At 69.7% G+C, this 24,140-nt stretch carries 27 protein-coding genes; 19 read left to right on the top strand and 8 right to left on the bottom strand.

Annotated features, from left to right (window positions below):
- Nucleotides 1–52: 52 nt before the first annotated feature.
- Nucleotides 53–406 carry a hypothetical protein gene (locus BJ969_RS23205; protein WP_184486166.1) on the bottom strand — a complete coding sequence of 118 codons (354 nt, stop codon included), beginning with the start codon at nt 404–406 and terminating at the stop codon, nt 53–55.
- Here BJ969_RS23205 and BJ969_RS23200 point away from each other — a divergent pair.
- The 4 genes from BJ969_RS23200 (at nt 372) to BJ969_RS23185 (ending at nt 4,273) form a co-directional block, all read left to right on the top strand.
- The gene (locus BJ969_RS23200; RefSeq protein WP_184482047.1) at nt 372–1,346 is read left to right on the top strand and encodes a LacI family DNA-binding transcriptional regulator; all 975 of its coding nucleotides are present in this window, start codon (nt 372–374) and stop codon (nt 1,344–1,346) included. The two genes, BJ969_RS23205 and BJ969_RS23200, sit on opposite strands and share 35 nt — an antisense overlap.
- A 94-nt stretch (nt 1,347–1,440) precedes the next feature.
- On the top strand, nt 1,441–2,205 hold the full coding sequence (locus BJ969_RS23195; RefSeq protein ID WP_184482044.1) for an ATP-binding cassette domain-containing protein: 765 nt from the start codon (nt 1,441–1,443) through the stop codon (nt 2,203–2,205).
- Nucleotides 2,205–3,257: an ABC transporter permease gene (locus BJ969_RS23190; RefSeq protein WP_184482043.1), complete on the top strand. Its 1,053-nt coding sequence runs from the start codon at nt 2,205–2,207 to the stop codon at nt 3,255–3,257. The genes BJ969_RS23195 and BJ969_RS23190 overlap by 1 nt, the downstream gene beginning before the upstream one ends.
- A 56-nt stretch (nt 3,258–3,313) precedes the next feature.
- Nucleotides 3,314–4,273 (top strand): ABC transporter substrate-binding protein, encoded by a 960-nt coding sequence (locus BJ969_RS23185; RefSeq protein WP_184485680.1) that lies wholly within the window; start codon nt 3,314–3,316, stop codon nt 4,271–4,273.
- A gap of 196 nt (nt 4,274–4,469) precedes the next feature.
- On the opposite strand, the gene BJ969_RS23180 is transcribed toward BJ969_RS23185, so the two are convergent.
- Nucleotides 4,470–5,339 (bottom strand): alpha/beta fold hydrolase, encoded by an 870-nt coding sequence (locus BJ969_RS23180; RefSeq protein ID WP_184482041.1) that lies wholly within the window; start codon nt 5,337–5,339, stop codon nt 4,470–4,472.
- 253 nt (nt 5,340–5,592) lie between these two features.
- Here BJ969_RS23180 and BJ969_RS23175 point away from each other — a divergent pair, with 253 nt between their 5' ends.
- From BJ969_RS23175 to BJ969_RS23120, 12 genes are all read left to right on the top strand, one after another.
- The gene (locus BJ969_RS23175; RefSeq protein WP_184482039.1) at nt 5,593–6,243 is read left to right on the top strand and encodes an L-threonylcarbamoyladenylate synthase; all 651 of its coding nucleotides are present in this window, start codon (nt 5,593–5,595) and stop codon (nt 6,241–6,243) included.
- A gap of 425 nt (nt 6,244–6,668) precedes the next feature.
- A complete protein-coding gene (locus BJ969_RS23170) occupies nt 6,669–7,844 on the top strand; it encodes a glycosyltransferase family 4 protein (protein ID WP_184482037.1) in 1,176 nt (391 codons plus the stop codon).
- A complete protein-coding gene (locus BJ969_RS23165) occupies nt 7,845–8,303 on the top strand; it encodes a Cg1360 family ATP-synthase-associated protein (protein ID WP_184482035.1) in 459 nt (152 codons plus the stop codon).
- Nucleotides 8,304–8,534: 231 nt separating this feature from the next.
- Nucleotides 8,535–9,314 carry a F0F1 ATP synthase subunit A gene (gene atpB, locus BJ969_RS23160; RefSeq protein WP_184482033.1) on the top strand — a complete coding sequence of 260 codons (780 nt, stop codon included), beginning with the start codon at nt 8,535–8,537 and terminating at the stop codon, nt 9,312–9,314.
- A 61-nt stretch (nt 9,315–9,375) separates the two neighbouring features.
- Nucleotides 9,376–9,633, top strand: a complete 258-nt coding sequence (locus BJ969_RS23155) for an ATP synthase subunit c family protein (RefSeq protein WP_184482031.1) — start codon at nt 9,376–9,378, stop codon at nt 9,631–9,633.
- 37 nt (nt 9,634–9,670) lie between these two features.
- Entirely contained in the window at nt 9,671–10,228 is a 558-nt protein-coding gene (locus BJ969_RS23150) for a F0F1 ATP synthase subunit B (RefSeq protein ID WP_184485679.1), read from the top strand.
- 72 nt (nt 10,229–10,300) lie between these two features.
- Complete coding sequence (locus BJ969_RS23145) at nt 10,301–11,131, top strand: F0F1 ATP synthase subunit delta (RefSeq protein WP_184482030.1); 831 nt, start codon at nt 10,301–10,303, stop codon at nt 11,129–11,131.
- A 62-nt stretch (nt 11,132–11,193) separates the two neighbouring features.
- A complete protein-coding gene (gene atpA / locus BJ969_RS23140; RefSeq protein WP_184482028.1) occupies nt 11,194–12,837 on the top strand; it encodes a F0F1 ATP synthase subunit alpha in 1,644 nt (547 codons plus the stop codon).
- An 11-nt stretch (nt 12,838–12,848) separates the two neighbouring features.
- Complete coding sequence (locus BJ969_RS23135) at nt 12,849–13,772, top strand: F0F1 ATP synthase subunit gamma (RefSeq protein ID WP_184482026.1); 924 nt, start codon at nt 12,849–12,851, stop codon at nt 13,770–13,772.
- A 1-nt stretch (nt 13,773) separates the two neighbouring features.
- Nucleotides 13,774–15,207: a F0F1 ATP synthase subunit beta gene (gene atpD, locus BJ969_RS23130; protein WP_184482024.1), complete on the top strand. Its 1,434-nt coding sequence runs from the start codon at nt 13,774–13,776 to the stop codon at nt 15,205–15,207.
- A gap of 247 nt (nt 15,208–15,454) precedes the next feature.
- Entirely contained in the window at nt 15,455–15,820 is a 366-nt protein-coding gene (locus tag BJ969_RS23125; RefSeq protein WP_184482022.1) for a F0F1 ATP synthase subunit epsilon, read from the top strand.
- Nucleotides 15,821–15,832: 12 nt separating this feature from the next.
- Nucleotides 15,833–16,285, top strand: coding sequence for a DUF2550 domain-containing protein (locus BJ969_RS23120; protein ID WP_184482020.1), 453 nt, complete (start codon nt 15,833–15,835; stop codon nt 16,283–16,285).
- Between the two features lie 157 nt (nt 16,286–16,442).
- On the opposite strand, the gene BJ969_RS23115 is transcribed toward BJ969_RS23120, so the two are convergent.
- The gene (locus tag BJ969_RS23115) at nt 16,443–17,363 is read right to left on the bottom strand and encodes a LysR family transcriptional regulator (RefSeq protein ID WP_184482018.1); all 921 of its coding nucleotides are present in this window, start codon (nt 17,361–17,363) and stop codon (nt 16,443–16,445) included.
- A 71-nt stretch (nt 17,364–17,434) separates the two neighbouring features.
- Between BJ969_RS23115 and BJ969_RS23110 the strand changes: the two genes are divergently transcribed.
- Nucleotides 17,435–17,926, top strand: a complete 492-nt coding sequence (locus tag BJ969_RS23110; RefSeq protein WP_184482016.1) for a GNAT family N-acetyltransferase — start codon at nt 17,435–17,437, stop codon at nt 17,924–17,926.
- Nucleotides 17,927–17,945: 19 nt separating this feature from the next.
- Nucleotides 17,946–18,416 (top strand): GNAT family N-acetyltransferase, encoded by a 471-nt coding sequence (locus BJ969_RS23105; protein WP_184482014.1) that lies wholly within the window; start codon nt 17,946–17,948, stop codon nt 18,414–18,416.
- Between the two features lie 4 nt (nt 18,417–18,420).
- On the opposite strand, the gene BJ969_RS23100 is transcribed toward BJ969_RS23105, so the two are convergent.
- Complete coding sequence (locus BJ969_RS23100) at nt 18,421–18,993, bottom strand: cob(I)yrinic acid a,c-diamide adenosyltransferase (protein ID WP_184482012.1); 573 nt, start codon at nt 18,991–18,993, stop codon at nt 18,421–18,423.
- A 150-nt stretch (nt 18,994–19,143) separates the two neighbouring features.
- Here BJ969_RS23100 and murA point away from each other — a divergent pair, with 150 nt between their 5' ends.
- Nucleotides 19,144–20,400: a UDP-N-acetylglucosamine 1-carboxyvinyltransferase gene (murA, locus tag BJ969_RS23095; protein WP_184482010.1), complete on the top strand. Its 1,257-nt coding sequence runs from the start codon at nt 19,144–19,146 to the stop codon at nt 20,398–20,400.
- 5 nt (nt 20,401–20,405) lie between these two features.
- Here murA and BJ969_RS23090 read toward each other — a convergent pair whose 3' ends face one another.
- From BJ969_RS23090 to BJ969_RS23075, 4 genes are all read right to left on the bottom strand, one after another.
- Nucleotides 20,406–21,047, bottom strand: coding sequence for a LysE family transporter (locus BJ969_RS23090; protein ID WP_184482008.1), 642 nt, complete (start codon nt 21,045–21,047; stop codon nt 20,406–20,408).
- An 88-nt stretch (nt 21,048–21,135) separates the two neighbouring features.
- The gene (locus BJ969_RS23085) at nt 21,136–21,942 is read right to left on the bottom strand and encodes an SAM-dependent methyltransferase (RefSeq protein WP_184482006.1); all 807 of its coding nucleotides are present in this window, start codon (nt 21,940–21,942) and stop codon (nt 21,136–21,138) included.
- 89 nt (nt 21,943–22,031) lie between these two features.
- Nucleotides 22,032–22,565, bottom strand: a complete 534-nt coding sequence (locus BJ969_RS23080) for an NUDIX domain-containing protein (protein WP_184482004.1) — start codon at nt 22,563–22,565, stop codon at nt 22,032–22,034.
- 83 nt (nt 22,566–22,648) lie between these two features.
- A complete protein-coding gene (locus tag BJ969_RS23075; protein WP_343071558.1) occupies nt 22,649–24,052 on the bottom strand; it encodes an amino acid permease in 1,404 nt (467 codons plus the stop codon).
- Between the last annotated feature and the right edge of the window lie 88 nt (nt 24,053–24,140).

Below are 24,140 nucleotides of genomic sequence, written 5' to 3'. Positions count from 1 at the left end.
GCGGTGCCGCTCACCGGCACCTGATTCCTCCGAGTGTGCCGGGTGCTCGTGGTCACACCGCCACCGGTGACGCCGCGGGCCTGGTGCGCGCGTGGCCGGAATGGTTCCGGAGCGGAATCGAACGGTCCGAAATCAATTCGTGACAACCTTGTCTTCCCGGTTCGCCGCGCAGTTCTGGATCAAGATCGAAAAACCGTCGAACACGGTCGCTCGCGAACGATTCCAGGTGTTCGGTTGCGCCGTTCGGCCGCATTTCTGCGGCCGTCGGCACGCAGGAATCCGGTCGAGCATTGACACCGCTGGTCCAGAGCGGTGAAATCCGCCAGATCATGACAACGTTGTCGGATTCCGGGAATGTTCGGCGAGCCACCATGAACGATGTGGCCCGTCTTGCCGGGGTGAGCATCAAAACGGTCTCCCGGGTCGTCAACGGTGAGACCGGGGTGCATCCGGGCACCGCGGGCCGCGTGCTCACCGCGATCGACCAACTCGGATTCCGCCGCAACCTCGATGCGCGCAACCTCCGGCGCGGCGCCGAAACCGGGATCGTCGGGCTCGTCCTGGAGGACGTCGCGAACCCGTTCTACTCGATGCTGACGCGCGCGGTGGAGGAAGTCGCCCGCGCTCAGGGCTGCCAGGTGCTGACCGGCTCGTCGGGCGAAGACCCTGCCAGGGAACGGGAACTGGTCACCGAATTCCTGTCCCGGCGGGTCGACGGGCTGCTGGTCGTGCCGGCCGGGGACCGGCACGGCTACCTCGCGCGGGAGATCATCACCGGCACGCCGGTCGTGTTCGTGGACCGGCCGGCGGGCGGCGTCGAAGCCGACACCGTGCTGGTGGACAACGTGGGCGGTACGGCCCTGGCCGTCCGCCACCTCGCCGGGCACGGCCACCGGCGCATCGCGTTCCTCGGCGACTCGCCGGGCATCAACACCGCCGCCGAGCGGCTGCGCGGCTTCCGGGAGGGCTGCGCGCAGGCCGGTGTCGCGTTCGACGCGGCGCTGGTGCGGATGGGCCCGCACACCGCGGATTCGGTGGCCGAGGTGCTGGCGGGGCCGTTGTGCGCCGCGACGGCCCTGGTCACCGGCAACAACCGGATCACCGTCCACGCCGTCCGCGCTCTCGCGGGGCGTCCCGGGCGGCCCGCGCTGGTGGGTTTCGACGACTTCGAACTGGCCGACCTGCTGGACCCGCCGATCACGGTCATCACCTACGACGTCCGGGAACTGGGCGCGTCGGCGGCGCGGACCGTGTACGCGCGGCTCGCCGGGGACACCACTGCGCCGCGACGACTGGTGCTGCCCACCCGGTTGTTGCCGCGGGGATCGGGGGAGGTGCCCGCGTGAACCCCCGCGCGCGGTGCCGGACCGACGTGCGCCCGCCCCGCCCCGGTGCCCCGCACCGCCTCGACCGCAGCACCCGAGCCACCTGGAAGGTCTGATGTCCGAACCGCTGTTGGAAGCCCGCGAACTCACCAAGAGGTACGGCGGGGTGGAGGCGTTGCGGGGCGCCTCCTTCACCGTGCACCCCGGCGAAGTGGTCGCCCTCATCGGCGACAACGGGGCCGGGAAGTCCACATTGGTCAAATGCCTTTCCGGTGTGGAGCAACCGGATTCCGGGCAGATCAGCGTGTCCGGGACGCCGGTGACGCTGGACTCGCCGGGCGCGGCCCGCTCGCACGGCATCGAGACGGCCTACCAGGACTTGGCCGTCGCCCCGGACCTGGACCCGGCGGCGAACCTGTACCTGGGGCGGGAAATCCGCCGCGGTGGGCTGCTCGGCAAGCTCGGGATGCTGGACAAGGCGGCCATGCGCGCCCGCGCCGCCGAGCAGTTCGCGACTTTCGGCGTTTCGCTGCCCGACCTGGACGTGCCGATCGGGGCGCTGTCCGGTGGGCAACGCCAGAGCGTCGCCGTGGCCCGGTCGGTGGCCTGGGCGGATCGCCTGGTGTTCCTCGACGAACCGACCGCGGCGCTCGGCGTGGTGCAGCGGGAACGCGTGCTCGACGTGGTGCGCCGGGTCCGCGACACCGGCATCTCGGTGGTGCTGATCAGTCACAACATGCCCGAAGTGCGTTCCGTCGCCGACCGCGTCGAGGTCTTGCGGCTGGGCCGCCGTGTCGCTCGCTTCCGCGCTGCCGACGTGAGCCTCGAAGAGCTCGTGGGAGCCATGACCGGGGCTCTGACCCAGGAGGACGAGAACTGATGTCCGCACCACAACGATCCCCCGAGGACGTCTCCGCGCCCACCGCGGATCCCGCTTCCGGCAAGACCTTCCGCACCCGGCTGGCCGCGTCGCCGACGCTGTGGACGGGTCTGGTGCTGATCGTGCTGTGCGTGCTGTTCAGCGCGGTGCGCCCGGACGCCTTCCCCACGTTGTTCAACCTGCAGACCCTGCTGGTGCAGGCGGCGCCGCTGCTGATGCTCGCGGTCGGGATGACCTTCGTGATCATCACCTCCGGGATCGACCTGTCCGTCGGATCCGTGCTGGTGTTCGCCGGCGTCGTGTCCGCGCAGACGATGGAGGCGCTCAGCGGTGGTGACGCCACCGGCGCCGGATGGGGCGTGATCCTCGTCGGGCTGGTCGTGGCGCTGCTCGGCGGTGCCGCCTGGGGCGTGCTCAACGGACTCCTGGTCGCGGTGGCGCGGGTGCCCGCGCTGATCGTCACGCTCGGCTCGTTCGGCGCGGCGCTCGGCGCGGCCCAGCTGCTCACCAACGGCATCGACGTGCGCACCGTGCCCGCCGCGCTGCGGGAGACGCTCGGCACCGGGACCTCGTTCGGCGTGGTGCCGAACCTGGTGATCCTCGCCGCGATCGTCACCCTGCTCGCGGCCTGGGCGCTGCACACCACCGCGTTCGGCAGGCACACCTACGCGATCGGCTCCAACTCCGAAGCCGCGCGCCGCGCCGGGATCAACGTGAGCAGGCACCTCGTCGCCGTGTACGCGCTGACCGGGGTGCTGGCGGGATTCGCCGGGTTCCTGTCGCTGGCCTACTTCGGCACCACCACGATCAGCGGGCACAGCAACGACAACCTCAACGCGATCGCCGCGGTCGTGCTCGGCGGCACCAGCCTGTTCGGCGGCGTGGGCACGATCCTCGGCAGCGTCATCGGCGTGTTCATCCCCGCCGTGCTCGACGCCGGCTTCGTCATGGCCGGGGTCCGGCCGTTCTGGCAACCGATCGCGGTCGGTGCCGTGCTCGTCGCCGCCGTCTGGCTCGACCAGCGGCGCCGGAGGAATCGCAACAGCCGCTGACCCGCTTTTCAGCACAACGGTGTGTGGAGGAAAAAGTGAAAATCAGGAATCAGATCATGGTCGTGCTGGCGGCGGGAACTCTGCTCGCCGGTTGCGGATCCGGTCAGATCGGGGACACCGGGGGAGCCACCACGGACCCGAACAACAAGAACCTGGCATTGCTCACCGGAATGCGTGGGGAACCGTTCTACGTCTCCATCGAATGCGCGGCGAAAGAAGCGGCGGCGGCCGCCGGGTACGAACTCAACGTGCAGGCGCCGGAGAAGTTCGAACAAGCCGAGCAGGCGCAATTGCTCAGCGGTGTCGTCAGTTCCCAGCCCGGAGCCGTGATCATCGCGCCGACCGATGACAAGGCCCTCGCCACGCCGCTGCAGCAGGCCAAGGACAACGGTGTTCAGGTCGTCGAGGTCGACACCGCGTTGGAGGACAAGTCGGTCGCGGTGACCTCGCTGTCCTCCGACAACCACGCCGGAGGGGTGCTCGCCGCGCAGACCCTCGCCGATCTCGTCGGGCAACGCACCGGCACGGTGCTCGCGCTGAACACGAAGGCCGGGACCTCCACCACCGACGAGCGCGCCCGCGGCTTCGAAGAGGAGATCGCCAAGCACCCCAACCTGCGGTTGCTGCCGACGCAGTACACCGAGAACGAGCCCGCGACCGCCGCCCAGATCGTCTCCGCGACGCTGGCCGCCAACCCCGACCTCGTCGGAGTGTTCGGCACCAACCTCAACACCGGCGAGGGCGCGGGCACCGCGCTCGCCAATGCCGGGAAGTCCGGCCAAGTGCAGCTGGTCGGCTTCGACGCCAGCCCCAAGCAGGTCGACGACCTCCGCAACGGACGCGTGCAGGCCCTGATCGCGCAGAACCCCGCGGAGATCGGCCGCGAAGGTGTCGCCCGAGCCATCGCCGCCATCAAGGGCGAACCCGTCGAACGCGAGACCAGAACGGACATGATCGCCCTCACCCGCGACTCCATGCAGTCACAAGCCCAGTACTTCTACCGCGCCACCTGCTGACCGCGGTTCTGCGAGGAAGGGAACCTTCCTGTCACCGGTGACAGGAAGGTTCCCTTCCTCGCATCCGGGCGCGCGCAGGGGCGTCACGGTGCGAAGTGGGGGTGGTGCTCGGCCGGGGGAGTGGGCCGCTGTCGGGTGAGGGTGCTGCCGGGCGCGGGGAGGTGCCGGGGCGGCGGCTGGTGCGCGCTTCGTTCGGTCAGGATCGGGCGTTGACGAACTGGCGCAGCAGGGCGTTGAACTCGTTGGCCTTCTCGCGGTTCGGCCAGTGCCCGGCGCCGGGGATCACGTGCAGCTGAGCACCGGAGATGGCGGTCGCCGCCTGCCGGGAGGAGGAGATCGGCACCGCGGTGTCCTGCTCGCCGTGGATGAACATCACGGGGCAGTTGATCTGGTCCAGGTGGGGGCCGTGGTTGACCCGCATGGCGCGCCGCCCGAGCGAGTCGCGCTGCCAGTCGGAGAACACCGATTCGCGCTGCCCGGCTTCGGCGCTGACCTCGTCGACGATGCTCTCCAGGTCGGGCACGGGCCGGTCGCCGGTGAACAGCTGCTTCGTCAGCTGCCGCCGCACCAGTCCACGATGCTTCGCCAGCAGCTTCGCGCTCGCCGAGCCGACGAATTCGACTCGGGTCGCCAGGTAGCTCAGCAGGTGGTGGTCGAGCCGGGGGACCAGCCCACCGGAGCCGACGAGCACCAGTCCCCGCACGCGCCGAGGATGGCGCAGCGTGAACCCGGTGGCGATGCTGCCGCCCATGGACAACCCGACGATCATGGTGTCCCGCACCTGCCAGGCGTCGAGCAACCACCGCAGCACCTCTTCGAAGGTGCGCTGGTTGGCGCGGCCGTGCCACGGCCTGCTCCCGCCTTGACCGGGCAGGTCGGGCACGTAGACGCGGTGGTCTTCGGCGAGCACGGGAATCGTGTGCCGCCAGCTCAGCATCGCGTTGTCCAGACCGCCGCCGTGCAGCAGCACGATCGCGGGCCCAGAGGACCCCGCGCGGTAGTAGCGGATCTTGCCGGCAGGGAACTCGACGTGGTCGACCTCGACACCCTGGGGCGGGGCGGTCATCTGTACTCCTTGTTCGGGACTGGCTGGAGACGGGCGGTCCGGATCGCGGACCTGCCGTTCGTACGATCAGACGTGCGGCGGGACCGTCACGTTGCCGTACCTGAGAGGTGACGAGGGCAACGACTCCGCCGAGGACGAGCGCACCTTTTCGATCTTGCGACGGGGCGCTGGTGTTACTGGGGAGGATAGGCCCGCAGCGCAGCGGACGGGCACCACCCGCCGGGGCCCGTGCGTGGCGTGCCAGGATCGGAGCGTGAGCACCGTGTATGACTGCAACCGCCCGGACGACCGGGAAGCCGGTCTCGCCGCAGCCGCGAACACCGTCCGCGCCGGAGGGCTCGTCGTCCTGCCCACCGACACCGTGTACGGGATCGGCGCGGACGCCTTCGACTCCGATGCCGTGGGGTCGTTGTTGTCGGCCAAGGGCCGAGGACGCGACATGCCCGTTCCGGTGCTGGTCGGTTCGTGGTCGACCATCGACGGCCTCGTCCAGTCCGTGTCGCGGCAGGCCCGATCGCTGGTGGAGGCGTTCTGGCCGGGCGGGTTGTCGCTCGTGCTGCCGCAGGCGCCGTCGCTGGCGTGGGACCTGGGCGACACGCGCGGGACGGTGAACCTGCGGATGCCGCTGCACCCGGTCGCCCTGGACCTGCTGCGCGAGGTCGGCCCGATGGCCGTGTCGAGCGCGAACCGGACGGGGCACCCGCCGGCGTCCGCGGCGGAGCAGGCGCGGGAGCAGCTCGGCGAGTCGGTCGGGGTGTACCTGGACGGCGGGCCCGCCGGTGAGCCGGTCGCCTCGACGATCGTGGACCTGACCCAGCCGCAGCCGCGGGTGCTGCGGGAGGGCGCCGTGACCTTGGCGGAGCTGTCCGAGGTGCTCGGCGTCGAGGTCGAGCCCGCGGCGTGAGCCGGGCGCCGTCGCCGGTTTCCCGGTGACGGCGCGAACCCCCTTCCCCTGTCAGTGGGCGCACCGCACCGGCGATGTGCGTCCACGGCTCGGCCTGCGCGCGTCGAGCGGTGACAGGAAGGTTCCCTTCTTCGCACGGCTGGAATTCGCCGGTTCGCGCAGGCCATGAACGCGGCGCGTGCCCGGTCGCGTTCCCGGCGTGACAGGAAGGTTCCCTTGCTCGCGGCCCGCACGACCGCTCGCCGAGCCCCGGACGATCTTCGCTGTTCCGGACCGGTGGTCGTGGTGCGGCTGTTGGCCGATAGCGTTAGCCCCAGATGCGCAACGTGGACAGCGATGAGGAGCGCCGAGCTTGAAGACGCCGTTCTGGGGGCTGAACATCGACCTTCCGCGGGCCGTCGGCCCGCGAGGGTAGAGCCGCCGCCATGGACAACGCACCCCTCTGGGCTCCCGCGGGTCTCCCCGCCCGCGAGTACCTGCTTGTTCTGCTCACCGCGGCGGCGGTGACATTCCTGTTGACCGGCTTGGTCCGGTTGCTGGCGATCCGCGTGGGCGCGGTCGCCTATCCCCGCAAGCGCGACGTGCACCTGACGCCGATCCCCCGGATGGGCGGGGTGGCGATGTTCGGCGGGGTGCTCGCGGCGATGTTCCTCGCGAGCAACCTGCCTGCGCTGTCGCGGGGTTTCGAGTTCTCCAACGACGCGGTGGCCGCGCTGGTGGCCGGTGGGTTGATCGTGCTGGTCGGCGCGCTCGACGACCGCTTCGAACTGGATTCGCTGACGAAGCTGGCCGGTCAGGTGACCGCGGCCGGGATCCTGGTGCTGCTCGGTGTGCAGTGGTTCGGGTTCTGGGTGCCGTGGGGTGGCGATGAGGGGCACATGGGTCAGCTCATGGTCCTCAACAGCAACCAGGGCCAGCTGCTGACGGTGCTGCTGGTCGTCACGATGATCAACGCGATGAACTTCGTGGACGGCCTGGACGGGCTTGCCTCGGGGATCGGGTTGATCGCGGCGAGCGCGACCTGCGCGTTCTGCCTGAGCCTGCTGCAGCAGCACGGTGGCGACGTCACCGCGTACCCGCCGGCGCTGATCGCGGCGTCGATCGCGGGCGCGTGCATGGGCTTCCTGCCGTACAACTTCCAGCCGGCGCGGATCTTCATGGGCGATTCGGGTTCGATGCTGATCGGGCTGATGCTGGCGACGGCGAGCACGTCGGCGTCCGGCAAGGCCGACTACGCGGGCTTCGGCGGCAAGGACCTGCTGGCGCTGCTCTCACCCCTGCTGGTGCTGGCGGCGGTGCTGTTCGTGCCGCTGCTGGACTTGATCATGGCGGTGGTACGCCGGACGCGGGCCGGCAAGAGCCCGTTCCACGCGGACAAGATGCACCTGCACCACCGGCTGCTGGAAATCGGCCACTCGCAACGCCGCGCGGTGCTGCTCATCTACTTGTGGGCAGGCGTGCTGGCCTTCGGCGCGGTGTCGTTGACGCTGTTCAGCGCGGCCGTGGTCGGCTGGGTGGCCGGGATCGGCGTGGCGGCGGCAGCTATCATTTCGCTCATTCCGAGAATGGCCGGACGATGGCGATCCGATCGAGGGGCCTGAATGAGCGAGACGACCGAACAGCCCGCCGAGCAGGCAGCGGAGAACCCGCACGCCGCGACGGTGCGGAAGCTGGCCGACGCCATGCTGCGGACCGCGCTGTGGCCGGGTGTCGCGACGGTGCTGCTCGGCATCGTGGTGTCCGCGGTCCTCGTCGGGGCGACCGGCGCGTTCGGCGCGGTCGTCGGTGGCGCGGTGGCGTTCGGATCGTCACTGCTCACTATCTTCCTGATGCGCTGGACGGGTGGGTTGCACCCGATGTTCGTCATGGCGGTCGCGCTCGGTGGTTACGTCGGCAAGATGCTGGTGTTACTCATCGTGATGACCTTGCTGGGCGGCGTGGAAGCGATCCATCCGATGGCGCTGGCGTTGACCATGCTGGCCACCATCATGGTGTGGGCCGGCGCAGAGGTCGTCGCATTCCGGAATACCAAGATCCCGACCATCGTCACTGGTCAATGACCGTTTTGTTGACCAAGACCGGGTAGCTTCCCGAAACTTGTTACCCGCTGGTATTGTCCGCTTCGGCCTGGTCGCCCATCCGTGTGGCGACCGTCCATCCCTTACTGAACGTATCTGCGCTCACTAGGGTGGGGTCGGCGAACGTGCCAGATCGCGTATCGGGTACGTTACGTGCAAATCATGACGATTCCCCCGGCGGTGTGAACCTCGGGAGAACCGGAAGGAGCCCAGTTGGGCGCGCTGGTGCTGGCCCAAGGCGGACAGTTCGTACCGCCGGGTGCCGATGCTTTTGACCTCCCGCCGATCTTCGGCGGCGTAACCAAGCCGATGGTGCTGATCGCACTCTCGGTGGTGATCGTCGGCGCGTACTTCGTGATGGCGACCCGCAACCTGAAGCTGGTACCGGGCAAGTCCCAGTTCGTCGCGGAGTTCCTCTACGAGTTCAGCCGTAACAACATCGCGCGGGACCAGATCGGGGCGAAGGACTTTCGCAAGTTCGTCCCGCTGATCTTCGCGCTGTTCACGTTCGTGCTGGTGAACAACATCTTCGGGATCATCCCGCTGATCCAGTTCCCCACGATGTCGCGGATCGGGTTCCCGGTCGCGCTGTTCATCGTCGTGTACGTCGTGATCCACACGGTCGGTTTCGCCACGCACGGATTCCTCGGCTACTTCAAGCACGTCATGTTCCCACCGGGCGTGCCGAAGCCGATCTACGTGCTGCTCGCGCCGATCGAGTTCTTCCAGAAGTTCATCGCCCAGCCGGTCGCGCTGGCGATCCGGGTGTTCGCCGCGATGTTCGCCGGTCACCTCATCCTGCTTGTGTTCACCTTGGGCGGGGAATTCCTGCTCATGGAGGCGAGCGCGGGGCTGAAGCCGGTCTCCATCGTCGCTTTCGCCTTCTCCATTGCCTTGACGTTCGTCGAAGCCCTGATCCAGGTGCTCCAGGCCTACATCTTCGCGCTGCTGACGGCCAACTTCATCGGCAGTGCGCTGTCCTCGGAGCACTGAGAGCAAGACCAAGACCTCCGATCCGCGCGGATTGCGCGGACCGAGTTGAAAGGTAGTGAAAGTGAGCAACATCGTTCTTGCGCAGGCCGCCGAATCTGCAGCGAACATCAACCCCGGCCTGGCCGCGATCGGCTACGGCCTCGGCGCCATCGGCCCGGGTGTGGGTGTCGGTCTGATCTGGGCCGCCGTCATCAACGGCACCGCGCGTCAGCCGGAGGCCCAGGGCCAGCTGCAGGGCATCGCCTGGATCTCGTTCGTCCTGGTCGAGGTGCTCGCCCTGATCGGCCTGGTCGTGTACTTCATCGCCTCCGCAGCCTGACCTTGTTCACGGCTGGAGAGCGTTGGGAGACGTCGTGGTGAAGACACAGATGCTGTTGGCCGCGGAGGGCGGGCACAACCCCGTCATCCCCGAGCCGGCCGAGATCGTCGTCGGCCTGATCGCCTTCCTGATCCTGCTGTTCGTACTGTGGAAGTACGCGGTGCCGCGCTTCGAGAAGATCTACGCGGAGCGCAGCGAGCGGATCGAGGGCGGTATCGCCCGCGCCGAGCAGGCTCAGGCCGAGGCACAGCGGACGCTGGAGCAGTACAAGTCGCAGCTGGCCGAGGCGCGCGCCGAGGCTGCGCGGATCCGGGACGACGCGCGGGCCGAGGGCCAGCAGATCGTCGAGGAGATGCGCACCCAGGCTCAGACCGAGTCGGAGCGGATCGTCACGCAAGGCCAGAACCAGCTGGCCGCGCAGCGTTCGCAGATCGTTGCGGAGCTGCGCGCCGACCTCGGCCGTCAGGCCGTGGATCTGGCCGGTCGCATCGTCGGGGAGTCCCTTGAGGACGAGACCCGTCGTCGCGGCACCGTGGACCGGTTCCTGGAGGAACTGGACTCCACGTCGGCACCGTCCGGGTCCAGCAGGTCCTGACGGCGCCGGTGCGATGGACACGCACATGATGTGGTCCCCGAAGGTTCCCCCAGAACGAAAGGCCCTGGAGAGTTGAGCACCCTCGTGAACGCCGCGAGCCGCGACGCGCTGGCAGCCACCGAGCTGCAGCTGTTGCAGGCCACCGACGGGGCCGGGGCCGCGGAGATCACCGGCCTCGCCGACGAACTGTTCGGCGTGGCCGCCCTGCTGGGTCGTGAGTCGACCCTGCGCCGGGCGCTGGCGGACGCCTCCACCGAACCCCGTTCGCGGGAGGAGCTGGCCAAGCAGTTGCTGGCCGGCAAGCTCGGCGCCCGGGCGCTGCCCGTGGTCGTCGAAGCCGTCCGCTCCCGCTGGTCGAGCGCGAAGGACCTGGTCGGAGGTCTGGAGCGGCTGGCACGGATCGCCCTGCTGGTGCAGGCCGAACGGGCGGGCCGGCTGGACGCGGTCGAGGACGAGCTGTTCCGCCTCGGCCGCATCATCGGCGCCGAACTGGAGCTGGAGCGGCTGCTGGCCGACCCGGCCGCTGCCACCGACGGCAAGACCGCGCTGGTCGACGAACTGCTCGGCGGCAAGGTCGAACCCGTCACCCAGGCCCTGGTGCGCCAGTTGGTGGCGCACCCGCGTGGCGGACACGTCAGCGAGGGGCTGGAGGAGCTCGCGGAGCTCTCGGCCAAGCGCCGGGAGCGTTCGGTGGCGCACGTGCGGTCCGCCATCGAGCTCTCCGAGCAGCAGCAGCAGCGGCTCGCGGCCACGTTGCAGCGGATCTACTCGCGGCCCATCGCGGTCCACCTGGAAGTGGATCCTGCGGTCGGCGGCGGCCTGCTGATCAAGGTCGGTGACGAGATCATCGACGGGACGACCACGGGGCGCCTGCAGTCCCTCCGGCGCGATCTCGCCGACTGACGGCGAGGGCGCGGCCCGGACACGAACTTCCTTCCAGAACGAACCGAGAGCAGGAACGAGACATGGCGGAGCTGACGATCTCGTCGGACGAGATCCGCAGTGCGATCGAGAAGTACGTCTCCAGCTACTCCCCGGAGGTCAGCCGCGAGGAGGTCGGCGTCGTCACCGATACCGGTGACGGCATCGCCCATGTCGAGGGCCTGCCTTCGGTGATGACCGAAGAGCTGCTGGAGTTCCCCGGCGGCGTCTACGGCGTGGCGATGAACCTGGAGGCGCAGGAGATCGGCGCGGTCATCCTGGGCGAATCCGCGGGCATCGAAGAGGGCCAGGAGGTCAAGCGGACCGGCAAGGTGCTGTCCATGCCGGTCGGCGACGGCTTCCTCGGCCGCGTGGTGGACCCGCTGGGCGAGGCCATCGACGGCCTCGGCGAGATCAAGGCCGAGGCGCAGCGCGCCCTCGAGCTGCAGGCCGCCACGGTCGTGCAGCGCCAGGGCGTCGCCGAGCCGATGCAGACCGGCATCAAGGCCATCGACTCGATGACCCCCATCGGCCGCGGCCAGCGCCAGTTGCTGATCGGCGACCGCAAGACCGGCAAGACCACGGTCGCGGTCGACACGATCATCAACCAGAAGGGCAACTGGGACAGCGGTGACCCTGCCAAGCAGGTCCACTGCATCTACGTCGCGATCGGCCAGAAGGGCTCCACGATCGCCGGCGTGAAGAAGTCCCTCGAGGACGCGGGCGCGATGGAGTACACGACCATCGTCGCCGCCCCCGCCTCGGACTCGCCGGGTCTGAAGTGGCTGGCCCCCTACGCGGGTTCCGCGCTGGGCCAGCACTGGATGTACCAGGGCAAGCACGTCCTGATCGTGTTCGACGACCTCACCAAGCAGGCCGAGGCCTACCGCGCGATCTCGCTGCTGCTGCGTCGTCCGCCGGGCCGCGAGGCCTACCCCGGTGACGTCTTCTACCTGCACTCCCGTCTGCTGGAGCGCTGCGCGAAGCTCTCCGACGAGATGGGCGCCGGTTCGATGACGGGCCTGCCGATCATCGAGACGAAGGCCAACGACGTGTCGGCCTACATCCCGACGAACGTCATCTCCATCACCGACGGCCAGTGCTTCCTGCAGTCGGACCTGTTCAACGCCGGTCAGCGCCCCGCCATCGACGTCGGCATCTCGGTGTCCCGCGTCGGCGGTTCCGCGCAGATCAAGGCGATGAAGTCGGTCACCGGTTCGCTGAAGATCGACCTGGCGCAGTTCCGCGAGCTGGAGGCGTTCTCCGCCTTCGCCTCGGACCTCGACGCCGCGTCGAAGGCGCAGCTGGACCGCGGTGCCCGCCTCATGGAGCTGCTCAAGCAGGGCGCGGGCGACCCGCTTCCGGTCGAGGAAGAGGTCGTGTCGCTGTTCCTCGGCACGAAGGGCCACGTCGACACCGTTCCGGTCGGCGACGTGCGGCGCTTCGAGTCGGAGTTCCTCTCCTACCTGCGCCGCACCCACGAGTCGCTGCTCAAGGACATCGTCGAGAGCAAGAAGCTCTCCGACGACGGCCAGAAGCTGATCGTGGACTCGGTCGAGGAGTTCAAGAAGCAGTTCACGACCTCCGACGGCTCCTCGCTCACGCAGGAAGCCGACGCCGAGGCCATGGACGCGGACGCGGTGGGCCAGGAAACCGTTCAGGTCAACAAGCCCGCCCCGAAGAAGTGACCGGGTAAGCCATGGCCAATCTTCGAGAACTGCGAGACCGCATCCGGTCGGTCAAGTCGATCCGGAAGATCACCAAGGCGCAGGAACTGATCGCCACGTCCCGCATCATGCGGGCTCGGACCAGGGTGGAGGCGTCCCGGCCGTACGCGGCCGAGATCACCAAGTCCCTGTCCGAGCTGGCCGGGGCGAGTTCGCTGGACCACCCGCTGCTGGTGGAACGGGACAACCCGAAGCGGGCCGCGGTGCTCGTGGTGACCAGTGACGGCGGCCAGTGCGGCGGCTACAACTCCAACGTGCTGCGCGCGGCGGAGGAACTGCAGAGCCTGCTGCGCGAGCAAGGCAAGACCCCGGTGCTGTACGTGATCGGCCGCAAGGGCGACGCGTACTACCGGTTCCGGCAGCGGCCCGTCGCGGCCAGCTGGACCGGTTTCGCCGAGAAGCCCGGCTACTCGGATGCCGCCGAAGTGGGGGAGACCCTGGTCAAGGCGTTCCTCGCGGGCGCCGACGACTACCTCGACGACGGCGGCGAGGACGGTACGCTGGGTGTGGACGAGTTGCACGTGGTGCACACCGAGTTCGTGTCCATGCTGACGCAGCGGCCCACCGTCACGCGGATCGCTCCGCTGGAGGTGGAGTACTCCGACGAGCCGAAGAAGCCGAGGTCGGTCTACGACTTCGAGCCGGACGCGGACACGTTGTTCAAGGCGTTGCTGCCGAAGTACATCAACACCCGGATCTTCGCCGGGCTGCTGGACTCGGCGGCGTCCGTCTTCGCGGCGCGTCGTACCGCGATGAAGGCGGCGACGGACAACGCGGACGAACTGATCCGCAACCTCAGCCGTGAGGCCAACCAGGCCCGTCAGGCCCAGATCACCCAGGAAATCAGCGAGATCGTCGGTGGTGTCGAGGCGCTCTCGTCAGCAGGAAGTGAGTGACATGACTGCGACTGCCACTAGCACGGCTACTGGCACCGGCCGCGTCGTCCGGGTTCTCGGCCCGGTCGTGGACGTCGAGTTCCCGCGCGACCAGGTGCCCGACCTCAACAACTCCCTCACCGTGGACATCACCGCTGAGGCCATGGCCAAGACGCTGACGCTCGAGGTCGCCCAGCACCTCGGTGACAGCGTCGTGCGCTGCGTCTCGATGCAGCCGACCCAGGGCCTGGTGCGGGGCGTCGCGGTGCGCGACTCCGGCGAGGGCATCTCGGTGCCGGTGGGCGACGTGGTCAAGGGCCACGTGTTCAACGCCCTCGGGCACTGCCTCGACGAGCCGGGCTACGCCTCGGACGCCGAGCGCTGGTCCATCCACCGCAAGGCCCCGGCGTTCGACCAGCTCGAAGGCCGCACCGAGGTGCTGGAGACCGGCATCAAGGTGATCGACCTGCTCACCCCGTACGTCCAGGGTGGCAAGATCGGCCTGTTCGGCGGTGCCGGTGTCGGCAAGACGGTGCTCATCCAGGAGATGATCCGCCGTGTCGCCAAGAACTTCGGTGGTACCTCCGTGTTCGCCGGTGTCGGCGAGCGCACCCGTGAGGGCAACGACCTGTGGGTGGAGATGGCGGAGTCCGGCGTGCTCGCCGACACCGCGCTCGTGTTCGGGCAGATGGACGAGCCGCCGGGTACCCGTATGCGGGTCGCCCTGTCGGCGCTGACCATGGCGGAGTACTTCCGCGACGTCCAGAACCAGGACGTGCTGCTGTTCATCGACAACATCTTCCGGTTCACCCAGGCGGGCCAGGAGGTGTCGACCCTGCTGGGCCGGATGCCTTCCGCGGTGGGTTACCAGCCGACGCTGGCCGACGAGATGGGTGAGCTGCAGGAGCGGATCACCTCGACCCGCGGCAACTCGATCACCTCGATGCAGGCGATCTACGTGCCCGCGGACGACTACACCGACCCGGCGCCGGCGACCACGTTCGCCCACCTGGACGCGACGACGGAGCTGTCCCGGCCGATCTCGCAGATGGGCATCTACCCGGCGGTCGACCCGCTGACCTCCAGCTCCACCATTCTGGACCCGGCCATCGTGGGCGACGAGCACTACCGCGTCGCCCAGGAGGTCAAGCGGATCCTCCAGAAGTACAAGGAACTGCAGGACATCATCGCCATTCTCGGTATGGACGAACTGTCCGAAGAGGACAAGGTGACGGTGCAGCGGGCGCGGCGCATCCAGCGCTACCTGTCGCAGAACTTCTTCGTGGCCAAGCAGTTCACCGGCCAGGACGGCTCCTTCGTGCCGGTGAAGGAGACCATCGAGGCGTTCGACAAGCTCTGCAAGGGCGACTTCGACCACTACCCGGAGCAGGCCTTCCTGTCCATCGGTGGTCTGGAGGACCTGGAGCAGGCCTACAAGAAGCTCACCGAGAAGTGAGCCCCGGTCTTCGCCGCGGCTGTCCGCCGCGGCGAAGACCTACCGGCAGCGGGTCGGGGTCCGTCACGGGCCCCGGCCTCTTTTTTCGCCTTTCCGCGAGGAAGGGAACCTTCCTGTCACCCGTGACCTGAAGGTTCCCCTCCTCGCGTCCCCCCTCCGGATGTGACGAGGCCCTGTTCGGCCCGTCATCAGAGCCCGCCTGGCGTTGGCTAGACTGCGGGCTGTACACCCGACAAAGGAGACGCGCGTGGCCAACATGTCCGTCCAGCTGGTCGCTGTCGAGCGCCGCCTGTGGTCCGGTGAGGCGACCACCGTCGTGGCCCAGACGACCGAAGGCGAGATCGGCATCCTGCCGGGGCACGAGCCGCTGCTCGGCCAGCTCGTCGAGGGTGGCGTCGTGAAGATCACGACCGTCGACGGCGACACCGTGACCGCGGCGGTGCAGGGCGGATTCCTGTCCGTCACCGCCGACGGCGTCAGCGTGCTCGCCGAGTCGGCCGAACTCGCCCAGGAGATCGACGTCGCGCAGGCTCGTGCGGATGCCAAGAGCGACGACGAGGAAGCCCGCACGAGGGCCCTGAGTCGACTTCGGGCGGCCGGGCAGTCCGTCTGACGGGCCGCGCACATGGGCTCCGCGGGCGTGTGGTCGATCATCGGTGCCGGGCTGGTGCTTGTCCTGGCCGGCGCGGCCCTGAGCGTGGTGCTGGCCGCTCGCCGGCGGCTGCGGCAGCTGCGCGCCGGTGGCATCGATGTGGCGTTGCGCCTGCGGACCGATGATCGTGGTCGCGGCTGGCACCTCGGGGTCGCGCACTACCGCGGCGAGGAGTTCACCTGGTACCGGGTGCTGAGCCTGCGTTCCGGACCGAACTGGGTGGTGAACCGCCGCGACGTGGAGATCGCGACCCGGCGGGAACCGTCGATGTCCGAGGTGTACGCCTTACCGCAGGCCGCGACCGTCCTGCACCTGACGGGGCGCGACGAGCACCTCGAGGTCGCCATGGGCGCGGACGCGTTGACCGGGTTCCTGTCCTGGTTGGAGTCGGCCCCGCCGGGCCGATCCGTGCCTTGGGCGTCCTGACCGCCCCAGCAGCACGCGCCCCCTCCAGAGGGGGCGCGTTTTTTTGTGCCCGCGTGCGAGGAAGGGAACCTTTCTGCCACGGGTGACAGAGAGGTTCCCTTCCTCGCAGGGCTTCGGGCACGCGGATGGCCTCCGCTCCGGGCGTTGGACGGGCTCCTCAGCGGTCGGCGGTCGTCCCGCCGTGCTCCGCGCACACCTCGCGGAGCAGGTCGAGGAAGACACCGGTGAGTTCGGCGGGGGAGTCCGCGGGCAGGGCGGCGTGCACCCGGCGGAACAGGGCGGGTTCGGCGAGCGCGCGGGACACGGTGCCGGGGACCTCGCCGATCGCGAGCCGGGGCAGGAAGGCCACCGCCACGCCCGCGGACACCACGGCCTGGGCGACCGCGTACGACTCCGATTCGAACGGGACTCGCGGCGTGAACCCTTCGACGCGTGCGAGCGCGTCGAGCTGCCGCCGGTTGGGCAGGTCCCGCGGCGCGCAGGCCCAGGCGGCGGCGGCGAAGTCCCGCAGCGTGCGACCGGGCGCGGCCGATGCGGTGGCGGCGTGGTGGCGTTCCGGCAGCACGGCGAGGACCGGGTCGTCGAGCAGCGGGATCAGCCGGACGCCCGCGGGGGCGCGCAGCGGTTCGTCGTACTCGGCGACCAGCGCGAGGTCGAGTTCTCGTTCGGCGACGAGCGCGTTGCCCTCGACCGGGCCGAGGTCGACGACCGAGATTTCGCTGTCAGGGCGCAGCCGGTTGAGCGCGGCGAGCGCTTCCGGGAGCAGCCGCACGCCCGCGGTGGGGAACGCGCCGATCCGCAGCCGGTTCCGATGCAGGCCGAGGTGCCGGGCGCGGTCCTCTTCGGCGTCGTGCAGCACGCGGGCGATCTGGTCGGCGTGCTCGGCCAGCCGGGCACCGAGCGGGGTCAGCCGCACCCCGTGCGGGAGGCGTTCGACGAGTCCGGTGCCCGCGGCGCGTTCGAGCCGGGCGAGCTGCTGGGAGACGGCGGGTGGTGTGCGCCCGGTGAGTTCGGCGGCGCGCGTGATGCTGCCGCCGTCGCGCAACGCGATCAGCAGCAGCAGCTTCGCCGGGTCCATGAAGTTCTACTTTAGGCGCACGAAGTTCGAGTAACTGGCGGTGAACACCGCGGCTCGGAAAGACTGGCCGCATGAAGGACGCGTCTCCCGGCAGTGGGCAGTTCACGATCACCCCGGAACCGATCGACGGTGCGGACTCGCGCGCCGCGCTGGAGCAGTACGTCGGCGAGCTGGCGCGGTTGTTCCCCGCTGGTTTCGATCCGGGCCGGGCCGCGCCGCCCGAGCCCGGTGACTTCACACCGCCGCGGGGCTACTTCCTGCTGGTGCGCGATGCGGCCGGCGAGGCCCGCGGCTGCGGCGCGGTGCGGGTCGCGGAAGGCGGGTTCGCGGAGATCCGCCGCATGTGGATCTCGCCCGCGCTGCGCGGGCAGGGCGCGGGGCGGGCGTTGCTGGCCGATCTCGAACTGCACGCGAGCAAGCTGGGCTGCGAGGTGGTCCGGTTGGACACGGCCGCGGAGCTCCGGGCCGCCCGGTCCCTGTACGCCTCGGCCGGTTACGTGGAGATCCCTGCGTACAACGACAACGAGTACGCCCGCCACTGGTTCGAGAAGTCGCTGGTGTGACCGCTCGTAAGCTGGTCCCGTGCACATCGAGATCGCGGAGTTCGACCACCCCGCCGTGCAGCGGCTGATCGCGGAGGTCCAGCAGGAGTACGTGGCCCGCTACGGACGCCAGGACGAGACCCCCATCGGATCCGAGCAGTTCCGCGCCCCGCACGGGATGTTCCTGCTCGGCCGCGTCGAAGGGGAACCCGTGGCCATCGGAGGGTGGCGGGCGTACGACCCGGCGGAACCGGAATTCGAGGACGGCGACGTCGAGCTCAAGCGCATGTACGTGGCGCCGCGGGCGCGCGGCCGCGGCCTCGCCCGCCGGATGCTGGCGGAGTTGGAGGAGCGGGCCGTGGCGGCCGGGCACAAGCGGGTGCTGCTGGAGACCGGCGACCGGCAACCGGAGGCCATCGGCCTCTACCGGGCGTCCGGCTACCTCGACATCCCCGCGTTCGGGCCCTACCGCGACGACCCGGCTTCGGTGTGCTTCGCGAAGGCCTTGTGAGCCGCTAGGCGCCGCCGCCCGGACGCCACAGCACGTCGCCGTCGGGGTTGGCGACGCGGGCGAGGATGAACAGCAGGTCGGACAGCCGGTTGAGGTACTTCGCGGCGAGCGCGTTGCTGCGGTCGGCGTCGGCTTCGAGCAGGCCCCACGCGGCGCGTTCCGCGCGCCTCGCCACGCAGCGGGCCTGGTGCAGCAGCGCGCCACCGGGAGTGCCGCCGGGCAGGATGAACGAGTTCAGCTTCGGCACCCGCGCGTTGTACTCGTCGCACCAGGCCTCCAGCCGGTCGACGTAGGCCTGGGTGACGCGCAGCGGCGGGAACTCGGGGTTCTCGACGACGGGGGTGGACAGGTCGGCGCCCACGTCGAACAGGTCGTTCTGCACCCCCCGCAGCACCTCGACGATCGCCGGCTCGAAGGTCGCGGTGGCCAGCGCCACGCCGAGCACCGAGTTCGTCTCGTCCACCTCGGCGTAGGCGACCAGGCGCGGGTCGGTCTTGCTGACCTCCGAGTTGTCGGAGAGCCGCGTCGTGCCCCCGTCGCCGGTCCGCGTGTAGATCTTCGTCAGGTGTACGGCCATGCCCCCAGCCTAGGTGCTGCGCCGCGTCGTGATCGGTGCGAGGAAGGTCGCCTTTCGGTCACCGGTGACAGGAAGGTTCCCTTCCTCGCACCGCTGCGCGTAGCGCACCCGCCACGGACGGGGCCGTGCCAGGGCCGTAACCTGCTGTTCGTGAGTGAGCACTTCCGCGTGCACGGCGGAGCGCGGCTCGTCGGCGAAGTCGACGTGGTCGGCGCGAAGAACAGCGTGCTGAAGCTGATGGCGGCCGCGTTGCTGGCCGAGGGCACGACGACGATCACGAACTGCCCGGAGATCCTGGACGTCCCGCTGATGGGGGACGTGCTGCGCAGTCTGGGCTGCGAGGTCGTGATCGAGGGCCGCACCGCGTACATCACGACGCCCGCTGAGATCAGCCACGAGGCGGTCTCGCCGTCGATGGGCAAGCTCCGCGCGTCGGTGTGCGTGCTCGGTCCGCTGGTGGCGCGGTGCCGCAAGGCGGTGGTGACGCTGCCGGGCGGCGACGCGATCGGTTCGCGCCCGCTGGACATGCACCAGAGCGGGTTGCGCCAGCTCGGCGCGACGAGCCACATCGAGCACGGTGCGGTCGTGGCCGAGGCGGAGAACCTGCACGGCGCGCAGATCTGGCTGGACTTCCCGAGCGTGGGGGCCACGGAGAACATCCTGATGGCCTCGGTGCTCGCCGAGGGCACCACGATGATCGACAACGCCGCGCGGGAGCCGGAGATCGTTGATCTGTGCGTGATGCTGCAGCAGATGGGCGCGAAGATCGAGGGCGCGGGCACCTCCACGCTCACGGTGCACGGCGTGTCCTCGCTCAAGGCCGTGGAGCACCGGGTCATCGGTGACCGCATCGTGGGCGCGACGTGGGCGTTCGCCGCGGTGGCCACGCAGGGCGACATCAAGGTGCGCGGCGTGGACCCGCACCACGTGAACCTGGTGCTGGAGAAGTTGCGCAGCGCGGGTGCCGAGGTCGTCGTGGGCGACGAGGAGTTCCGCGTGGTCGCCGACCGGCGTCCGCTGGCGGTGGACTACGTGACGTTGCCGTACCCGGGTTTCGCGACGGACCTGCAGCCGATGGCGCTGGCGCTGTCCGCGGTGGCCGACGGCACGTCGATGATCACGGAGAACCTCTTCGAGTCCCGGTTCAGGTTCATCGAGGAGCTCGTGCGGATGGGCGCGGACGCGCGCACCGACGGGCACCACGCGGTGGTGCGCGGGCTGGAGCGGCTCTCCAGCGCGCCGGTGTGGGCTTCCGACATCCGCGCGGGTGTCGGCCTGGTGCTGGCCGGGTTGTGCGCCGACGGGATCACCGAGGTGTGGGACGTGTTCCACATCGACCGCGGGTACCCGAACTTCGTGGAGAACCTGCGGGGGCTGGGCGCCTACATCGAGCGCGTCACGGACTGAGGAGCTCAGCCGCTCTCGAACGCCACCCGGATGCCGAGCCCGACCATCACGGTGCCGGTGATCCGTTCCAGGGCGAGCCGGACGCGCCTGCGGCTGAGCAGTCCTCGCAGGCCGCCGACCAGCCACGACGCCAGGCGCCAGTAGACGAGCGCGACGCCCAGGAATGCCAGGGTGAGGATCATCGAGGTCGCCGTGCGCGGTTCGCCCGGCGAGATGAACTGCGGCAGCAGCGTCAGGAACAGCAGGATGATCTTCGGGTTGAGCACGTTGCTCACCAGGCCCTGCCGGAACGCCGCGCGCCGGGTCAGCACACCGCTGCCCGCGGCGGCCGCGGGCAGGTCGGTGGCCGGTTCGCCGCGGTCCCGGACGCTCTTCCACAGGGTCGTCGCGCCGAGCCACACCAGGTACGCCGCGCCCGCGATCTTGAGCGCCGTGTAGGCGACGGCGGAGGCCGCCAGCAGCGCCGACAACCCGGCCACCGAGATCGCCGCGTGCACCAGCAGCCCCGTGCAGCAGCCGAGGCCCGTCCACCACATCCCGGCCGTTCCGCCGCGGATGCTGTTGCGCAGGCCGAGCGCGGTATCGGGGCCGGGGGCGAGGGTCACCACGATCACGAACAGCACGAAGGGAACGAGTTGAGCGGGCACTCGCGCAGAATAGGGACGCGGGCCCGGTGGCGTCACGTGATTTCCGGGCGCAGCGACGCCCGCCACAGTCCGCGGCCCGAGCGTTTGGTCAGGGCTTGCGGCACACGGCCGCGTAGCTCGCGGCGCGCTCGGGGTCCGGTCCGACGTCCTCTTCGGAGTCCGGTCGCCACTGCGGGGTGAAGACCACTCCCGGTTCCAGCACGTCGAAGCCGCCCAGCATCGCGCTGATCTGCTCCGCGGTCCGCAGCGTCGCCGGCGTGGACGTGCACTGGTACAGCTCGCCCGCGGCGTCGAGTTCCGGCAGCTGGTCGGCGGTGCAGTGCGACAGCGCCAGGTAGCTCCCCGGTGCGAGCAGCTCGCGGTAGCGGCCGAGCAGCCCCACGGGGTCCTCCCGGTCCGGGATGAAGTGCAGCATCGCGAGCATCGTCACCCCGATCGGCCGGTCCAGGTCGAGCACCCGGGTCAGCTCCGGAACGCCCAGCAGCTGCTCGGGGTCGCGCATGTCGCCCTGCACGATCTCGGCGCGGGCGTTGTGCTGCAGCACGAGCTGGCTGTGCGCGATGGCGACGGCCTCGTTGTCCACGTAGACCACGGTGGACTCGGGGTCGAGCCGCTGCGCGATCTCGTGCACGGAGCCCGCGGTCGGGATGCCGGAGCCGATGTCGAGGAACTGCCGCACGCCCCGGTCCAGGTAGAAGCGCACGACGCGCTGCAGGAACAGCCGGTTGAGCCGTGCGTATTCGCGCGCTCCGGGGAAGATCTCCAGGGCGCGCTGCGCGAACTCGCGGTCGACCGCGAAGTTGGCCGAGCCGCCCAGGAAGTAGTTGTAGATGCGGGCGGCGCTGGGCCTGGTCAGGTCTGCCCGGACCGGTTTCCAGCTAGGTCTGTTGCTCACCCGGTGGCACCTCGCTGATCATGGCCGAGTCGGGCATTGGTCCGATCGTGGACCAATGATCAACTTTTGCCAAGTGGAATCCGCGAACTTCACGTTTTTCGTTCGTGCAAGCACAACAGCAGGTATCCGGCGATGGACTGGGCGTCGGTCACCTCGCCGTCCCGGATCATGCGTTCGACCTCCGCGCGGTCGAACCACGCCGCCCGCATGTCCTGCTCCTCGAGCTCCCGCTCATGCTCCCCGGCGGTGAGGCCGGTCGCCAGGAACACCCTGCCGCGCTGGCTGGACATGCCCGGAGCGACGTCCAGCCGCCCCAGGTCGGTCAGCCGCGCCGCGCGCAACCCGGTCTCCTCCCGGAGTTCGCGGGCGGCGAGCTCCGCGGTCTCCACCTCCGCCCGGTCCGGCGCGGTGCCCTGCGGGAACTCCCAGCGGCGCATGCCCAGCGGGTAGCGGAACTGCTCGACCAGGTGCAGCCGGTCCCCGTCCATCGGGATGATCAGCGCGTAGTCCGGTTTGTCCACCACGCCGTAGATCCCGTCGGAGTCGTCGGCGCGGCGGATGCCGTCCTCCCGGACCGTCATCCACGGGTTGGCGTAGACCTCGCGGCTGCTCGTCGTGCGCATGAGCCCATGGTCCTACGCCTCGCTCCGGACCGATCGCGCGGCAGGCGAGGAAGGGAACCTTCCTGTCACCCCGGCCGCGCCCGTCAGGCGCTCTCCGCCCGGTTGAGCTTCGAGCGGCGCACGCCGTAGCCGAGGTACACGGCGAGGCCGACGGCCGTCCAGATCCCGAAGACCAGCCAGGTGACCCAGTCGAGCCCGAGGATGAGGTACGCGCACAGCGCCACGCCCAGCAGCGGGACCCACGGCATCAGCGGCGTGCGGAAGGACCGGTCCAGGTCGGGTTTGCGCCGCCGCAGCACGATCACGCCGACGTTGACGATCCCGAAGGCCACCAGGGTCCCGATGCTCGTCGCGTCGGCGAGGCTGCTCAGCGGGACCACGGACGCGAGGATCGCCACCAGCACGCCGACGATCATGGTGTTGTGCGCGGGCACGGCGCGGCGGTTGACCGCGGACAGCTTCGCGGGCATCAGCCCGTCGCGGGACATCGACACCAGGATCCGGGTCTGCCCGTACAGGACGGTCAGCACCACGGAGGCGATCGCGACGACGGCGCCGAACGCGAGCAGCACCGCGGGCCAGCCCTGACCGGTGACGATCTCCAGCGCGGTCGCGAGCGAGGCCTCGGAGCCGCCGAGCACGTCGGTGCCGACCGCGCCCACGGCGGCGAAGGCCACCACCACGTAGACGAGGGTGACGATGACCAGCGAGAGCATGATCGCCCTCGGCAGGTCCCGCTTCGGGTTCCGCGCCTCCTCACCTGCGGTGGAGGCGGCGTCGAACCCGATGAACGAGAAGAACACCGCGGACGCGCCCGCCGAGATGCCCGCGATGCCGAGCGGCGCGAACGGCGTCAGGTTCTCCGAGCGGAACGCGGTGAGCGCCACGCAGACGAAGAACACCAGCACGGCCAGCTTGAGCAGGGTGGTGAAGGTGGTGACCGCGGCGCTCTCCCGCACGCCCATCATCAGCACGGCCGTGGCGAGCAGCACCACGATGACGGCGGGCACGTTCACGATGCCGCCTTCGCCCGGGGGCGCCGACAGCGCGTCGGGGATGGTCATGCCGAGGGTGCCGCGCAGGAACTCGTTGAGGTATCCGCCCCAGCCGACGGCGACCGCGGCGACCGACACGCCGTACTCCAGCAGCAGGCACCACCCGCAGATCCAGGCGACGAGTTCGCCGAGGGTCGCGTAGGCGTAGGAGTACGCCGAGCCGGACACCGGGACGCTGCCGGCGAGTTCGGCGTAGGACAGCGCCGAGCACAACGCGGCCAGGCCGGCCAGCACGAACGACACGATCACGGCGGGTCCGGCGGCGGGCGCGGCTTCGGCCAGCACGACGAAGATCCCGGTTCCCAGGGTCGCGCCGACCGACAGCGCGACCAGCGGTAGTAGCCCCAGGGTGCGGCTCAGCGCGGTGTGCGAGCTTTCGTCGGTGAGGCGCTCGACCGGTTTGACGCGGGAGAACAACTGGGCGTACGACACGAGAACGCACGGTAGACCTGCCGGTCCTAGTGATCTTCGTGAGGTTTGCCGGGGCACTACCGGCATGGGTGCTCGACATCGTGATCGG

It is taken from the genome of Saccharopolyspora gloriosae, from assembly GCF_014203325.1.
GTDB lineage: Bacteria > Actinomycetota > Actinomycetes > Mycobacteriales > Pseudonocardiaceae > Saccharopolyspora_C > Saccharopolyspora_C gloriosae.
Note: the sequence above shows the minus strand (reverse complement) of the source record. Positions and strands in the feature narration are given on the sequence as shown.

Excerpts from the sequence above, each read along its gene's own strand:
- atpA (WP_184482028.1), top strand. The coding sequence starts at position 11,194 with ATGGCGGAGCTGACGATCTCGTCGGACGAGATCCGCAGTGCGATCGAG.
- BJ969_RS23165 (WP_184482035.1), top strand. The coding sequence starts at position 7,845 with ATGAGCGAGACGACCGAACAGCCCGCCGAGCAGGCAGCGGAGAACCCG.
- BJ969_RS23115 (WP_184482018.1), bottom strand. The coding sequence starts at position 17,363 with ATGGACCCGGCGAAGCTGCTGCTGCTGATCGCGTTGCGCGACGGCGGC.
- BJ969_RS23205 (WP_184486166.1), bottom strand. The coding sequence starts at position 406 with ATGCTCACCCCGGCAAGACGGGCCACATCGTTCATGGTGGCTCGCCGA.
- BJ969_RS23185 (WP_184485680.1), top strand. The coding sequence starts at position 3,314 with ATGGTCGTGCTGGCGGCGGGAACTCTGCTCGCCGGTTGCGGATCCGGT.
- BJ969_RS23195 (WP_184482044.1), top strand. The coding sequence starts at position 1,441 with ATGTCCGAACCGCTGTTGGAAGCCCGCGAACTCACCAAGAGGTACGGC.
- BJ969_RS23170 (WP_184482037.1), top strand. The coding sequence starts at position 6,669 with ATGGACAACGCACCCCTCTGGGCTCCCGCGGGTCTCCCCGCCCGCGAG.
- BJ969_RS23110 (WP_184482016.1), top strand. The coding sequence starts at position 17,435 with ATGAAGGACGCGTCTCCCGGCAGTGGGCAGTTCACGATCACCCCGGAA.
- BJ969_RS23190 (WP_184482043.1), top strand. The coding sequence starts at position 2,205 with ATGTCCGCACCACAACGATCCCCCGAGGACGTCTCCGCGCCCACCGCG.
- BJ969_RS23120 (WP_184482020.1), top strand. The coding sequence starts at position 15,833 with ATGGGCTCCGCGGGCGTGTGGTCGATCATCGGTGCCGGGCTGGTGCTT.
- atpD (WP_184482024.1), top strand. The coding sequence starts at position 13,774 with ATGACTGCGACTGCCACTAGCACGGCTACTGGCACCGGCCGCGTCGTC.
- BJ969_RS23180 (WP_184482041.1), bottom strand. The coding sequence starts at position 5,339 with ATGACCGCCCCGCCCCAGGGTGTCGAGGTCGACCACGTCGAGTTCCCT.
- BJ969_RS23200 (WP_184482047.1), top strand. The coding sequence starts at position 372 with ATGAACGATGTGGCCCGTCTTGCCGGGGTGAGCATCAAAACGGTCTCC.
- BJ969_RS23080 (WP_184482004.1), bottom strand. The coding sequence starts at position 22,565 with ATGCGCACGACGAGCAGCCGCGAGGTCTACGCCAACCCGTGGATGACG.
- BJ969_RS23135 (WP_184482026.1), top strand. The coding sequence starts at position 12,849 with ATGGCCAATCTTCGAGAACTGCGAGACCGCATCCGGTCGGTCAAGTCG.
- BJ969_RS23100 (WP_184482012.1), bottom strand. The coding sequence starts at position 18,993 with ATGGCCGTACACCTGACGAAGATCTACACGCGGACCGGCGACGGGGGC.